General features: G+C 49.2%; 13 protein-coding genes and 1 riboswitch. Of the genes, 10 read left to right on the top strand and 3 right to left on the bottom strand.

Going from position 1 to position 13,547, the window contains the following annotated elements:
- Positions 1-29 precede the first annotated feature (29 nt).
- The 7 genes from ICL07_RS03160 (at position 30) to ICL07_RS03130 (ending at position 5,451) form a co-directional block, all read left to right on the top strand.
- Positions 30-1,481 carry a cobyric acid synthase gene (locus ICL07_RS03160; RefSeq protein WP_188086489.1) on the top strand — a complete coding sequence of 484 codons (1,452 nt, stop codon included), beginning with the start codon at positions 30-32 and terminating at the stop codon, positions 1,479-1,481.
- Positions 1,478-2,500 carry a pyridoxal phosphate-dependent aminotransferase gene (locus tag ICL07_RS03155; protein WP_188086488.1) on the top strand — a complete coding sequence of 341 codons (1,023 nt, stop codon included), beginning with the start codon at positions 1,478-1,480 and terminating at the stop codon, positions 2,498-2,500. The genes ICL07_RS03160 and ICL07_RS03155 overlap by 4 nt, the downstream gene beginning before the upstream one ends.
- Entirely contained in the window at positions 2,485-3,423 is a 939-nt protein-coding gene (gene cbiB, locus ICL07_RS03150; protein ID WP_188086487.1) for an adenosylcobinamide-phosphate synthase CbiB, read from the top strand. Before ICL07_RS03155 ends, cbiB begins: the two co-directional genes overlap by 16 nt.
- Positions 3,420-4,253, top strand: coding sequence for a Rossmann-fold NAD(P)-binding domain-containing protein (locus ICL07_RS03145; RefSeq protein WP_223151735.1), 834 nt, complete (start codon positions 3,420-3,422; stop codon positions 4,251-4,253). Before cbiB ends, ICL07_RS03145 begins: the two co-directional genes overlap by 4 nt.
- Positions 4,243-4,554 (top strand): hypothetical protein, encoded by a 312-nt coding sequence (locus tag ICL07_RS03140; RefSeq protein WP_188086486.1) that lies wholly within the window; start codon positions 4,243-4,245, stop codon positions 4,552-4,554. Before ICL07_RS03145 ends, ICL07_RS03140 begins: the two co-directional genes overlap by 11 nt.
- Positions 4,555-4,646: 92 nt before the next feature.
- Positions 4,647-4,952, top strand: coding sequence for a hypothetical protein (locus ICL07_RS03135; protein ID WP_188086485.1), 306 nt, complete (start codon positions 4,647-4,649; stop codon positions 4,950-4,952).
- Between the two features lie 184 nt (positions 4,953-5,136).
- Positions 5,137-5,451 carry a hypothetical protein gene (locus tag ICL07_RS03130; RefSeq protein ID WP_188086484.1) on the top strand — a complete coding sequence of 105 codons (315 nt, stop codon included), beginning with the start codon at positions 5,137-5,139 and terminating at the stop codon, positions 5,449-5,451.
- Here the strand turns inward: ICL07_RS03130 and ICL07_RS03125 are convergent.
- Together ICL07_RS03125 and ICL07_RS03120 are read right to left on the bottom strand one after the other, a co-directional pair.
- Positions 5,446-6,132: a uracil-DNA glycosylase family protein gene (locus tag ICL07_RS03125; protein ID WP_188086483.1), complete on the bottom strand. Its 687-nt coding sequence runs from the start codon at positions 6,130-6,132 to the stop codon at positions 5,446-5,448. The two genes, ICL07_RS03130 and ICL07_RS03125, sit on opposite strands and share 6 nt — an antisense overlap.
- Positions 6,133-6,171: 39 nt before the next feature.
- The gene (locus ICL07_RS03120) at positions 6,172-8,298 is read right to left on the bottom strand and encodes an ATP-binding protein (RefSeq protein ID WP_188086482.1); all 2,127 of its coding nucleotides are present in this window, start codon (positions 8,296-8,298) and stop codon (positions 6,172-6,174) included.
- Positions 8,299-8,573: 275 nt separating this feature from the next.
- Here ICL07_RS03120 and ICL07_RS03115 point away from each other — a divergent pair, with 275 nt between their 5' ends.
- From ICL07_RS03115 to ICL07_RS03105, 3 genes are all read left to right on the top strand, one after another.
- Positions 8,574-9,803: a YdcF family protein gene (locus tag ICL07_RS03115; RefSeq protein ID WP_188086481.1), complete on the top strand. Its 1,230-nt coding sequence runs from the start codon at positions 8,574-8,576 to the stop codon at positions 9,801-9,803.
- A gap of 62 nt (positions 9,804-9,865) precedes the next feature.
- Entirely contained in the window at positions 9,866-10,786 is a 921-nt protein-coding gene (locus ICL07_RS03110) for an NAD-dependent epimerase/dehydratase family protein (protein ID WP_188086480.1), read from the top strand.
- Between the two features lie 71 nt (positions 10,787-10,857).
- A riboswitch (SAM riboswitch) is annotated at positions 10,858-10,968 on the top strand.
- Positions 10,969-11,147: 179 nt separating this feature from the next.
- Complete coding sequence (locus tag ICL07_RS03105) at positions 11,148-12,326, top strand: trans-sulfuration enzyme family protein (RefSeq protein ID WP_188086479.1); 1,179 nt, start codon at positions 11,148-11,150, stop codon at positions 12,324-12,326.
- Here ICL07_RS03105 and ICL07_RS03100 read toward each other — a convergent pair.
- A complete protein-coding gene (locus ICL07_RS03100) occupies positions 12,277-13,488 on the bottom strand; it encodes a dicarboxylate/amino acid:cation symporter (protein WP_188086478.1) in 1,212 nt (403 codons plus the stop codon). The two genes, ICL07_RS03105 and ICL07_RS03100, sit on opposite strands and share 50 nt — an antisense overlap.
- Between the last annotated feature and the right edge of the window lie 59 nt (positions 13,489-13,547).

Raw genomic sequence — 13,547 nt, 5'->3', positions numbered from 1 at the left:
TGGATACCATAAAACAACTCCGGCCTGTTATGTTTGTCGGCACTGCTTCCAATGTTGGGAAGAGTGTGATCACTGCCGGGTTTTGCCGTATATTTAAACAGGATGGATATCATCCGGCGCCTTTCAAAGCGCAGAATATGTCGCTCAACAGCTACGCTACGCCTGAGGGCTTTGAAATAGGCCGTGCACAGGCGGTACAGGCGGAAGCGGCTGGTATTCCCTGTCATACCGATATGAACCCGGTACTGCTCAAACCTACCAATGATAAGACTTCCCAGCTGGTGCTGCATGGCAAACCAGCCGGTAACCAAACGGCCTGGGAGTATTTTATGGAAGATGATAAACGCCAGCTGTTTGAGGAAGTAAAAGCGGCTTTTGACAGGCTGGCGGCGCAGTATAACCCCGTCGTGATGGAAGGAGCTGGGAGTATTTCTGAAATTAATTTACGTCAGCGCGATATTACCAACATGCGGATAGCCCTGCATGCCAATGCTGCGGTTTATCTCATTGCAGATATTGACCGGGGCGGCGTTTTCGGCAGCGTATATGGTACCATTGCGTTACTGCCACCGGAAGAAAAAGCATTGATCAAAGGGATTATCATCAATAAATTCCGGGGCGATATCCGCCTCTTTGCAGATGGATGCCGGCAACTGGAAAGCCTTACCGGTATCCCGGTGACGGGCGTATTGCCTTATTATCACGATATTCATATTGAAGAAGAAGATTCGGTAGCGCTATCACTCAAACACCGGCGGCTGTCGGAAGGCAGGATCAATATTGCGGTCGTGCTGCTCCGGCATATGTCGAATTTTACCGATTTTAATGTGTTGGAGAAAGATGAGCGTGTACATATTTTTTATACTGATAATCCGGCCGATATTACCGAAGCGGATATGGTGATTATTCCGGGTAGTAAAAATACGCTGGCCGACCTGGTGGCGATCAGGAACAACGGTACGGCGCGGGCTATCACGGAGGCGTTTAAACGAAATAAAGTGGTGGTAGGTATCTGTGGCGGTTTTCAGATGATGGGCGTCTCTATTGCCGATCCCTATGGAGTGGAAGGGGAACCGGGCAGTATGCCGGGACTGGGTATCCTGCCGGTAACAACGGTCCTCACCCGGGAAAAGGTAACCCGGCAGCGCCGTTTTACCTACCGGCAACAAACGGCCTCCTGTGAAGGTTATGAAATACATATGGGTATTACCGGAAGTGAAACACCGTCGCCGCTCACAATACTGGACGATGGGCAACCGGACGGGTATTTCCTGCATGACAAATGCTGGGGTACCTATCTGCACGGTATCCTGGATAATGCCACGGTATTGGATGACCTACTCGCTTCCTGCGGCAAAACGGCAGATGCCGCACAAAGCTTCGATTACAAGGCCTTTCGGTCTGCCCAATACGATAAACTGGCTGCCCATATCCGGCAACACCTGGACATGGAAGCGGTCTATAAAGCTATTCGTTTATGATACAAGGACACGGAGACGACGCTTACCTGTTTGATCGTCCTATTGTGGCTGACTTTAGCTCCAATGTGTACTATGGTGGTATCCGGGAAAAACTGGTGCAACACCTCACCACCCACCTGCGCGGAATAGACCACTATCCCGACGCCGGCGCCGGTAAACTGCAACAGCTGATCGAACAGCGGCAGGAACTGGCCCCGGGGATGGTGATGGTCACCAATGGCGGCACGGAAGCGATCTACCTGGTGGCACAGGCTTTTCACGGCGCATCTACCACCGTGGTGGTACCTACGTTTGCGGAATACGCAGATGCATGTAAACTGCACGGACATGAGATCAGCTATTTTTTCCGGGATAAGCTGGAACCGGATACCCGCTTTATCACAGACCTGGTGTTTATCTGTAATCCCAACAATCCTACGGCCCAGGCAATGAATGAAGAGGCCTTGCTGCAACTGGTACAGTTCAACGGCAGGTCAACTTTTATTATCGATGAGGCCTATATAGAGTTTACCCGTAATGCCGACAGTCTGCTGCCGCAGTTGCACAAGTTACCCAACGTACTGATACTGCGTTCGCTGACGAAATCCTGCTGCATTCCGGGCCTGCGGCTGGGATACCTGGCCGGACAAAAAGCCCTGCTGGATAAAATCCGCGCCTACCGCATGCCCTGGGCTGTCAACAGCCTGGCGCTGGAAGCTGGCTATTACATCATGGACCACCCGGCTGAATTTGAAGTCCCCGTAGATGCCCTGTTGGCGGATACCTACCAGCTGTGGGAAGGCCTACGGAAGATGCCGGAGTTCAGGGTACATCCTACCCATACACATTATTTCCTCTTTGAAACACTAACAGGTACTTCGGCTGCGCTGAAACTATGGCTGGTCAACAATTACGGTATCCTTATCCGCGATGCGTCCAATTTTTACGGACTGGAACAGGGGCATTGCCGCATTGCCTGCCGTAACCAGGAAGACAACACATTACTGTTAACAGCACTGCGCAAATGGACGCTTACTTAAAATTCGTATTGCCTTTACTGTTAGGTTATGTTGCGGATCTGCTGCTGGGAGATCCGCGGAAGTGGCCGCATCCGGTAAAGGGTTACGGTCAACTTATTGCGTGGACTATCCGTTGGCTCAATCGGGGCCAGGCACGCCTGTGGAAAGGGGCGCTGATGACGACCGTATTATGTGCGCTCGTTTTTGGCGGCTTTTATTATATAGTACGTAGCCTTCAGCCCTGGCCCTGGGCAAGCACATTGTTCTCCGCTGTGATGGTATTTTTTGCGCTGGCCAACAAAAGCCTGCTGCAGGAAGGGTGCGAAGTATTTGATACGCTGGAACACGAAGGACTGGAAGCTGGACGCCGGCGGCTTTCCTGGATAGTAGGGCGTGATACGTCGGCGCTATCACCTAACCAGATACGGATAGCGGTGATGGAATCTATGTCTGAGAACCTGAATGATGGCGTCATTGCGCCGCTGTTCTATTACGCCGTATTAGGAGTGCCGGGGATGATGTTGTATAAGATGATCAACACCCTGGATTCCATGGTGGGGTATAAAAACGATCAATACCGCTACTTCGGAAGAGTGGCGGCCCGTCTGGATGATGTGGCTAATTTTATCCCGGCGAGATTGACCGCGTTATTGATGATACTGGTAACCGGCAGCGGGAGAGCTGCCCGGTATGTAATACGTTTTGGCAGCGCGCATGCCAGTCCCAATGCCGGTTACCCCGAAGCGGCGCTGGCAGGTATTCTGCATTGTCGTTTCGGTGGTCCCAATACCTATCATGGTCAGGTGGTGGTAAAGCCATACATCGGCGAACAGGCCAGGGATATTGCGCATGCTGAATTTCGTAAGGTACGGTATGTCAACCATGCGACTACTTTTTTGATGATTGTGCTCATTTGCGGGGTATGTTATTTAATGATTTTATGATGATGGAACAACATCTTCCTGTGATCAGTATTTTAAGTTGTGGCTGGCTGGGAAAGCCACTGGCGCTGGCGTTGCAGGATAGGGGCTATGCTGTAAAAGGCGCCCGTACATCTGCCGCAGGCGTACAGGAATTACAGGCAGCCGGTATTGATGGGTATCAGGTGGTATTGCGGCCATCGGTGCCGGAAGCTCCGGCATCTTTCTGGGATGCGGATATCCTTGTTATCAACGTACCGCCCCGTAACCGCGAAAGGGGAGTAGCCGCACATGTAGCGGAAATAGAAGCATTACGGACCCGGTTGGAAGCCTCCCGTATAAAAAAAGTGCTTTTTGTCAGCTCTACTTCCGTATATGCCGGGGTAGATGGCCCGGTGACGGAAGAGAATACCCTGATGCCGGAAACACCTAATGGCATGGCTTTACGGGAAGTGGAACAGCTGTTGATGCAGTCGGTTGTCTTTCAGACAACGATACTCCGTTTCGGTGGACTGATAGGCTACAACCGTTTGCCGAACGCTGAAACACTGGCTACCCAACAGCGTAATAACGATGCGCCGATGAACGCCATACACCGCGATGACTGTATTCGTATTATCTGTGATCTGATTGCAAAAGATATCTGGGGAGAAGTTTTTAATGCCTGTGCCAGTGCACATCCGCTGCGGTATCAATATTACCGGGCCGCTGCCAGGGCGTTGGGACTGGATATACCGGAAAAGTATGCGTCTGTAGCACCCCCGCATAAACTCGTAAATTCCGATAAGCTGAAACACCGGCTCGGCTATACGTTTATCTATGATGATCCCTTACAGGTTTTTGATGGTCAATAAATTGAAAAAAGTATTGTGCCTGGGCGCGATTGCCGTATTCCCCTTATTCGTGGCAGCTTTCCTGACATTCCGTTTGCAGGACCCTATTCCGCTGCTGTTCGACTGGTGGCTGGGTGCTGCGTTTATGTGGAGCGCCTTTTTTTATGGGATGATCAGCCCTCTTTTTTATAGAAAATACCCGTTTATTTTCCGTTGTTTATGTTGGGTAGGAATCCTTTTTTTGTTGTTGGGTATCGTATCCTGGATATACTATTACCTGTATGCTCCATCCGATGAAGTGTTGTTTGGTGGCGGGTTTTGATAAGGTGGTTGTCAATAGGATCGGATTTCTGTCAGCTGATGGTTGGTGTTAAAAGTTGTTTTAATTTAGTGGAACAAAATAAATTTTTGATCATGGAATTACAGCAGATTTTAACCAAACTGGATGCCCTGGATGGAAAATTTGACCGCAGGTTCGATGCTCTCGAAAACCGGGTGGGTTCATTGGAGCAAAACGTAGGCTCGTTGGAGCAGCGCATGTTTTCGCTAGAGAACAAAGTGGATTCGCTGGAAAAAACGATAGATATGCGCTTTAGCGTAATAGATCTTCGTTTCGAAGCTGTAGATCAGGTGCTGGGTACCATCCGGGAAGACATCGGAAAAATTGCGGAATGGGTACCTTTCCGTACGCCGCCACTTACACCGGCAGGGCGCGGTTAATAAGCTGACAGTCACTTACATCGTTCATATGGAATCAATCGGGGCCCGCTGCTTTGGCAGCCGGGCTTTTTTATTTCCGCGATGCGGTCTTTTATCAGCCAAATTGATTAAATTGTAAAGCTGTTTGATGCCAACGACAGCCAATTTCTGATTTAAACTAAATCACCTAAACCTTATCGTAGCTGTGAACCTGCTATTCATAGGCATTGTTGCCTTATCCCTATGGTTGCTGTATCTCCAATACAAAAGCAACGCCCGCAAAAGGAGCCGTTTACTGACACCTGTACGGCCTGCCAGTATCCTGAAAATAAACAGTTATACTTCCCATGGCATTATGGCCACGGTGCAATTTAAGGATAACTCCTGCCCCCAATTGGGAGAGCGTATCCAACGGGAAGGCGACCTGTATAAAATCACCGGTATTATACCTGAAACGGAGCCGGAAGCGGATGCCGGAAAGGTGGAGCGGGTATGGGCCTGCCGGTTGGAGAAACTATAGCTCCAGGGCGGTAATATACTTATTTACATACTCCTCCTTTGTCTTCGACTTATACTGCATCACAAACCTCGGATGTTCCAATGGTACCACCTTTTGGAAGAACTGTTCTTTTTTGTTCAGTGCTTCAAAAAAGGAGGCGTTTTTGCCGGTGCCCATCACGTAACAAATGGAGGTGTCTATATTCCAGGTGAGCTGGGAGCGGAGATGTGATATGATAAAAGGTGTAACCGCCTTGGTAAGGGCCGGGCTGTCGTAGTAGTTATAGTTGATCTCCTTGCCGCCGGGCTGTTGTTGGGTAAAACCAAGCGGACAGATAGAGCTGATATAAAACTTTTTGTAGAAAGCCTTCACGCCACCATAGGCATCGATGACGTCGTAGATAAATACGGAAGAGGGTTCGTGGGATTTAAATCCCCGGATAGTAATGCCACATTTTTCAGCCATGCGTTTGGTATCGGTAAAAGGCACGCCAGTGGCGCCGGAGCCAAGACGGCCCGGATTAATGCCTAAAATCATACGGCGTTGCGAGGAGTCGTTGTAGTACTTTTTATAGAACTGTTCCATGATACCGTTGATCTCGGGGTTCTCCCGGAACGGGTTCATGATACGGATACCATCGGGCAGCCGGCCGTTGAATACAAGATTTTTATTGAAGTCGATGATGTGATCTGCGAATGTCATTACCTCAAGATAAGACAGAAACGGGGAATATCCTGAAACTTATACCAGCAGGCCGTGGGCGCTGATTTTTTCCAGGATGTCTTCCTCCCGGTATGGTTTCATGATATAGTCATTCAGTCCGCAGCTCATATAGGAAGCCACATCATCATCCAGCACATTACCGGTGATGGCGATGATGGTAACGCCGGCCTTCTTTTTGTCGGGCATCCGGCGTATCTGCTGTGTGAGTGCGATACCGTCCATTCCGGGAAGATCGATGTCTGTCAGCACCATATCAAACGTTTCACCGGCATAAATGGCCAGTGCTTCTTCGGCGGAACCGGTGATGACATGTGCAATGCCGAGGCGGTCCAATAGGAGGGACAGCAGTTTCTGGTTCAGCACACTGTCTTCCACGACCAACAACCGGATGTGTGCAGGTGTGGCGGGGGTAGCGGATGATTCGGTAGTATTGTTCACGGGCATGGTAATTTTAACGGTACCTGGTGTTTGAACAACAGCGGGATACCTTATTTCAAAATAGAATGTAGTGCCTTTTCCGGGTGTACTCTTCACTTCTATTTTCCCATCATGCAGATCTATAATTTTTTTAGCGATATGTAACCCTAAGCCACTGCCTTTGGAGATGCCATTGCGCCCCTGGGTGAATGCATCGAACAAAGTGGGCAGTTCTTCTGCCGGGATACCGCTGCCGGTGTCTTTCACCGACACTTGTAACAGCTCGCCGTCGCGCAGGTAGGCGGTAACGGTTACGGCTCCCTTGCCGGTATATTTGATAGCGTTGGCGATAAGGTTCATCAATACCTGTTTCAGGCGGAATACATCCCCGTATACCTGTTGGGTAGTAGGAAAGTAAATACAAGGTTGCAATACCAGCGACTTGATTTTGGCCTGTACCTGCAGGCTATTACAGATGTCTTCAATGGCGGTGCGGGGAGAAAATTTCTCCTGCTTCAACTGAGGTTTGCCGCCTTCCATCTGCGTGTAGTCCAACACGTTATTGACGACGGATAACAGCATCTCCGCGGAGTTACGGATGGCAGACGCGGTTTCTCCGGGTTGGTCGCCTTCGAGCTGACTGGTATAGCCTAACAGCGAATGAATGGGCGTCCGTATTTCATGGCTCATCGTTGAGGCAAACTCACTTTTCAGCCGGGCAAACTCTTCGGCTTGTTGCTTGGAACGAAGCAACACCAGATCGTATTTATACAATCGGATAATACCATAGATGATAATAGCGGTCAGCAGTAACAGTAACGGAATTTCCCAATAGGTGTGTTTATCCATCCGGTTAAGTGAGTTGCCGATGTGCTGGCTCAACATCCAGCGCTTTTTGTCGGTTTCGGTCACCATGTTTTTCCGCAGGTTCACCAACACCTGCTGCAGGGCGTTGAATAACCGCTGATTGGCCATCACCAGGGCATATTCCTTGCGGTTCAGGTTAGCATGACTTTGCGCCGCCTGCCGCATGAACTGCTGGTAGCGTTGCTGCATCTTCTTCAGATCAGCGGAGGAAATAACGCTGCTCTGCCCATCGCCGCCAGCATCCCGTTTGATGACTTTTACTTCCTGGTTGGTTTGTACCGCAGCCTTGTTGGAAATGGCGTCTTTAATACGGCCCAGCAGTTTCTTTTTGGGTTTTACGGTAGAAGAAGAGGAGGTAATAATGGTGTCTATCTGTTCCCGCTGGGGCAACCTTATATTTTTCAGTTCCTGTATCACCACCGGCGTGGCAGTGGTATCCCACTGCTGCGACAGTTGCAGCAACGAATCTACATACAGACGGGTGTGCAAAAACAGTTGGGTTTTTTCTTCCTTGTCGGCCAGCAGGTCCTGAACCTGTTGTTGTTTGGAGGCTTTGCCAATGGCGGTGTCAATATGAGCGCTCACCGCTTCCAGAGAGGCTACATAAGCATGCAGATAAGCCGGGTCGTAGGTCAGTGTATAAAAACGGAAGTCGTTGTCGGACGCATATAATAACTGCATCGCCTGGTCAATATGACTGGCATCGGTTTTGGTCGCCACCAGGTCCCTGACACCCGCACTCAGCTGATCAGATGCGCGCTTGCGCAAAAAAATGATCATAAAGAAGGTGACCAGGATGACTACCATCAGAATGACTACCGCAAACCGGAAAAAACTTTTTCTTTCGTGGGCGTTGTACATTTCTTTATTACACGGATATTACACGGATTGAAAGTTGGCACGAAAGAGTGATTGGTACTCTCCGGCGCGTTGAAATTAACTCATTTTCCGGTTAGCTGGTAAAAGCTACTTATAGCGAATATGTTGATGGATATATGATTTTAAATAATTGTGATATGTATGATGATTATGTATGTATTATTGATTTTTTAAATTCTATATTCAAGTAAATGTTATTTAAAGGTAATTTGTACTTTGCTTTAATATTTCAAAACCATAACACTTTCGTGGACGATATGAAGCATGTCATATGGATTATCGCGCTGTTATGCACCGGCATAAGCACCGCTCCCGCTCAAAACACCCCACCAGACCCCGGTTATCGCCTGTTAAAAGAAAAAAATGAGATCGTAAACAGAAACGTTTACCTGTTTACCCTGCTGGAACAACTGCCGGCCGTAAACCGTTTGCTGACAAACGACACGCTCCTGCAGCGATGGAATACCCTGTACCGGGAACGCCTGCAGGCGGCCGACAGCCTCACCGCCCTTCGCTTCGACGAAGCTACGATCGCCCGCTTTGAAAGGTACTGGCCTCAGCTGCTGCAACAACATCCTACAGAAATGGACGACCTGCTGCAACAGATGCGCCGTTCAGGATTCTTCCAGTTATATGCCCGCAAAACGGACGCTGAATTGCTCGCTAATGCCTGGCTGGATGCGGCCCATGGGGTGAACTATATCCTCAACGCCTACACGCACAACACCGGTTTCCGGTATCCCAAAATTGATTCCGCCGCTTTTTATGTAAAGAGCCCTGGCTATCAAAAAATGCTGAGACAACTCCTGCATACGGTAGCACATAAAACACCCCGTCGCGCAATGTTTTTCCAACCTTCCCTGTCGGCTGCAATCGGCTTACTGGAACTGAATAAACATGATGAATGCGCCCGTTATCAGCCGCTGGAAAAAACTAACAGCGCTGCCTATACGAAAGTAAAATCAGTCGATTGGGATAAATATAAATACGCCGCGCTCCTGATACCTGGCGCGGGTCCGGGCAGCAACGATCCGATCAGCGATGCAGGTAAAAACCGCTGCCGCATTGGGGCCGAAATGTACCGGAAAGGAAGCGCACCTTTTATCATCGTATCCGGCGGGCATGTACACCCTTTTGGAACACCATATGCAGAAGCAGTGGAAATGAAGAAGTACCTGGTCAATGAACTGAAAATACCTGCGGAAGCCGTTATCCTCGAACCGCATGCCCGGCATACCACCACCAATGTGCGGAATGCCGTCCGCATAGCGTGGAAGAGCGGGATGCCCCTCCATAAAAGAATGCTGTGCGTATCGGATGCCTTACAGCTGTATTACGTCAACAGCGCCGTTTTTAGCAAGCGCTGCCAGGAAGAACTGGGGTACCAGCCGGCAACTGACATACAACAGGCTGACCTGTACTACCTGTCTTTTATACCCAACCTGGAATCATTACAGGCTAATTCCATGGACCCCCTCGATCCCTGATAACGGCATACAATATGTGTGAAAAATATTCGTCTTCTTCTTATCCATAAAACACACTGCACATGTACACTATCCTCGGAGCCGGCGGCGTTATCGCTAATGAACTGGCGCAAGAACTGGTAAAAAACGGCAAACAGGTACGCCTGGTAAGCCGCTCCCCGCAATCTACAGCTGGTATCACCGACCTGGTGGCTGCCGATATCACCGACGCTGACCAAACCCGCCGCGCAGTGGCCGGTTCTACCGTCGTATTCCTGACCGCCGGCCTTAAATACGATCATAAATTATGGGAAACAACCTGGCCCCGTATCATGACCAACGTCATCGAAGCCTGCAAGGAAGCCGGCGCCAGATTGATTTTTTTCGATAACGTATATTCCTACGGGTTAGTCAGCGGCCCTATGACGGAAACCACTCCCTATAAGCCTGTCAGTAAAAAAGGGAAAATCCGCGCTGCTATCGCTACCCAACTGATGAATGAGGTAAAAGCCGGTAACATTACCGCCAGCATCGCTAGGGCAGCGGATTTCTACGGCCCCGGCGCTGATAAAACCGGTTTTCTCAACCTGCTTATCATCGATAAATTCCGTAAAAACAGTACTGCCATGTGGCTGGGGAAAGACAATGTGACACACAGCTATACCTTCACGCCCGATGCCGGTAAAGGTCTCTACCTGCTTTCCCAGGATGAATCTTCCTGGAACCAGGTATGGCATCTGCCTACTACCAATCCCGCACCGGATGGGAAAGGATACATGCAACTCATCGCAGACCAGATGGGCGTGAAACCCAGATACATGAAACTAAATGGCTTCCTCATCGGGCTCACCGGCCTCTTTGATGGCACTATCCGCGAACTGAAAGAGATGCTGTACCAAAACAATTACCCTTATATTTTCGATTCTTCCAAATTTGAAAATCACTTTAAAGTGAAACCAACTTCCTATGAAGAAGGGATAAGGCAAACCTTACAAATACAATAGTCTACAAAATTTGTAGGAAATAAATTTGGCAGATTGAATTTGTGTCCTATCTTTGCACCAGTTCTTTTAATCGCTTATCAAGAAAGGAGGAGGGAAATGGCCCGACGATACCTTAGCAACCTTCATCACTACGTCGATGAAAGGTGCTGCATCCATCCCGGCAAAGCCGGGAAAGATAAGTATCTACATTTTATTATTTTATTATTTAGATATTTTATTATTGGAATGCAGCGATGACAACCGTCTCGCTGCATTTTTATTAATATTAAAATAACAAAATAATCAAATAACCAAATTTCCTGGTGGGCGCTGCATAAGAACTTGTTTATTCATTTTTCATCAAATTAAAAAACAAGTAAAGATGAGCACCATTACTTCATTGATCCATTCCATTCCCGTAGATCCGCAAACAGGCGCTATCGCCGTGCCTATCTATCAGACATCTACTTTTGTACAGGATGCACCCGGCGTCAACAAAGGATATGACTACGCCCGTTCCAACAATCCTACCCGTGAAACAGCGGAGAAAATTATCGCTCACCTCGAAGGGGGAGCAGCTGCATCGGCCTTTGCCAGCGGCCTTGCCGCCATCGATGCGGTCATCAAACTACTGAAATCGGGCGATGAAATTGTAGCGGTAGATGATATCTACGGCGGTGCCTTCCGCCTCTTTCATAAAGTGTATGAAAAATTTGGTATCAAAGTACACTACGTGGATACAGCGGATACACAGGCGGTATTCCAGGCCATTACACCGGCTACCCGCCTGATATGGCTGGAAACGCCCACCAATCCTACACTTAAAATTTCTGATATCGCTGCTATCAGCCGTATCGCTAAAGCCAGTAATTGTTTGCTTTGCGTAGACAATACCTTCGCTTCCCCCGTACTGCAACAACCATTGGCGCTGGGCGCCGACCTGGTGATTCACAGCGCCACCAAATACCTCGGCGGCCATAGCGACCTGATTGCCGGCGTGGTGGTAGCCAAAACACCACAACTGGGAGAGGAGATCAAATTTTATCAGAATGCCTGTGGCGCTATCCTATCTCCATTCGATAGTTTCCTGCTGATACGCGGTATCGAAACACTGCACCTCCGCATCCGCCAGCATGTGGCTTCTGCACAAACCATCGCAGAATATCTGGAACAACATCCGGCAGTAGATAAAGTGTTTTATCCCGGTCTGCCTTCGCATCCCGGTCATGAACTGGCCAAACAACAAAGCAAAGGTTTCGGTGGCATTATCTCTTTTACACTCAAAGATGACAGCGCCGAAGCAGCTACGGCTTTCGTTACCGGTACACGGTATTTTAAGCTGGCAGAAAGTCTCGGCGGTATTAAAAGCCTGGTCAGCCATCCCGCTACCATGACCCATAAATCTATTCCGGCGGAAAAAAGAAAGGCTGCCGGTGTAAGCGACAGCCTGATACGTTTGTCTGTAGGCCTGGAAGAAGCAACCGACCTGCTCGCCGATCTGGAGCAGGCCTTTACACACCTGCGGCAGACCGCTTCGGCAGAAACCGCGTTACCAGCATAGCGGCTACGTTGTCTCCCGTCGCGTTTAAGATGGTGGCCAGCGGATCTACCAGCGTGCCAATTACCATCAGCGGCGGGAGCGCCTCCGGCGGAAAACCATATACGGACATCACCAGCAACTCACCGATATACCCGCCATTGGGGATACCGCCTTCTACAATGCTTACAATCACCGTGATACCCAGGGCCATTACAATCACATTCACACTGTCGAAACCTTTGCCAAACATGGCAAACACCACTGCCATTTTTATAATGGAACTGATACTGGAACCATCTTTATGCAATGTGGCGCCCAATGGTACTACCACATTACCGACCGAGGCCGGCACACCCATTTTGGGAACGGCCTCCAGGTTGGCCGGAATAGTGGCAATACTGCTGCCGGTACCTACTGCGGTGAGGGTAGGGATAATATTGTTTTTCCAGAAAATCCGGATACCCTTTAAACCACCGGCTATAAAGGCATAGAAGGTAAAACCAAAGATGAAATATAAAATACCGAAACCATAATAGATACCCAACGCATGCCGGTAGGTACCGAACAACTGCGGCCCTACAGTTCCTACCTGGTAGGCAAAGTAAGCGCCCAGCCCCAGTGGCGCGGCTTTCATCAATACAATCAATAAGTCTTTCATCACTTCATTACCCGAATGCAGGAAACGCCGGAAAGATGCTCCCCGCTCGCCGGACCGCATAGCGGCCATACCGGTCAACACGGAAAAGACAATAAACGGCAACATATTCTTGCGGGATAGCAGTTCGTAAAACTCGCTGACGGTCAGCAGCCGTGTTACCTGGTCCCCGAAAGTGCCGGTACTGCCAGGATCTTGCACCGGCGTGAGCGTTACGGGTTGATGAATCGGAAACAACCATACCGCTACTATCGTCAGGAAAGCGGCTATCAGCAAGGTGCTTAAAAATACGAGCGACATCACACCCAATACTCTCCCCAGCCGGTGAGAAGCGTCAATATGCGCAATGGCTGAAGAGATGGCGAAAAACACCAACGGTATGACGGCAGTAAATAAGAGGTTCAGAAAAATATCGCCGATCGGTTTGAGTACTTCCACCCGGGGACCAAGTATCAGTCCGGCTACGGAACCCGCTATAATGCCGCCCAACAGCCAGAACATACCCCGGTAATTTTTGATGAATTCCATAAAAGGAAATTTATTCTCCTGAAAGCTAGTACATTTAATTCACTTATTTATATGGGAAC

It is taken from the genome of Chitinophaga qingshengii (assembly GCF_014529935.1).
In the GTDB taxonomy this organism is placed as follows: domain Bacteria; phylum Bacteroidota; class Bacteroidia; order Chitinophagales; family Chitinophagaceae; genus Chitinophaga; species Chitinophaga qingshengii.
This window is presented reverse-complemented; position numbering and strand designations above follow the sequence as displayed.

Bases quoted from the DNA above. Each gene is read 5' to 3' on its own strand.
- ICL07_RS03160 (WP_188086489.1), top strand. From the start codon at position 30: ATGTTTGTCGGCACTGCTTCCAATGTTGGGAAGAGTGTGATCACTGCC.
- ICL07_RS03155 (WP_188086488.1), top strand. From the start codon at position 1,478: ATGATACAAGGACACGGAGACGACGCTTACCTGTTTGATCGTCCTATT.
- cbiB (WP_188086487.1), top strand. From the start codon at position 2,485: ATGGACGCTTACTTAAAATTCGTATTGCCTTTACTGTTAGGTTATGTT.
- ICL07_RS03145 (WP_223151735.1), top strand. From the start codon at position 3,420: ATGATGATGGAACAACATCTTCCTGTGATCAGTATTTTAAGTTGTGGC.
- ICL07_RS03140 (WP_188086486.1), top strand. From the start codon at position 4,243: ATGGTCAATAAATTGAAAAAAGTATTGTGCCTGGGCGCGATTGCCGTA.
- ICL07_RS03135 (WP_188086485.1), top strand. From the start codon at position 4,647: ATGGAATTACAGCAGATTTTAACCAAACTGGATGCCCTGGATGGAAAA.
- ICL07_RS03125 (WP_188086483.1), bottom strand. From the start codon at position 6,132: ATGACATTCGCAGATCACATCATCGACTTCAATAAAAATCTTGTATTC.
- ICL07_RS03120 (WP_188086482.1), bottom strand. From the start codon at position 8,298: ATGTACAACGCCCACGAAAGAAAAAGTTTTTTCCGGTTTGCGGTAGTC.
- ICL07_RS03115 (WP_188086481.1), top strand. From the start codon at position 8,574: ATGAAGCATGTCATATGGATTATCGCGCTGTTATGCACCGGCATAAGC.
- ICL07_RS03110 (WP_188086480.1), top strand. From the start codon at position 9,866: ATGTACACTATCCTCGGAGCCGGCGGCGTTATCGCTAATGAACTGGCG.
- ICL07_RS03105 (WP_188086479.1), top strand. From the start codon at position 11,148: ATGAGCACCATTACTTCATTGATCCATTCCATTCCCGTAGATCCGCAA.
- ICL07_RS03100 (WP_188086478.1), bottom strand. From the start codon at position 13,488: ATGGAATTCATCAAAAATTACCGGGGTATGTTCTGGCTGTTGGGCGGC.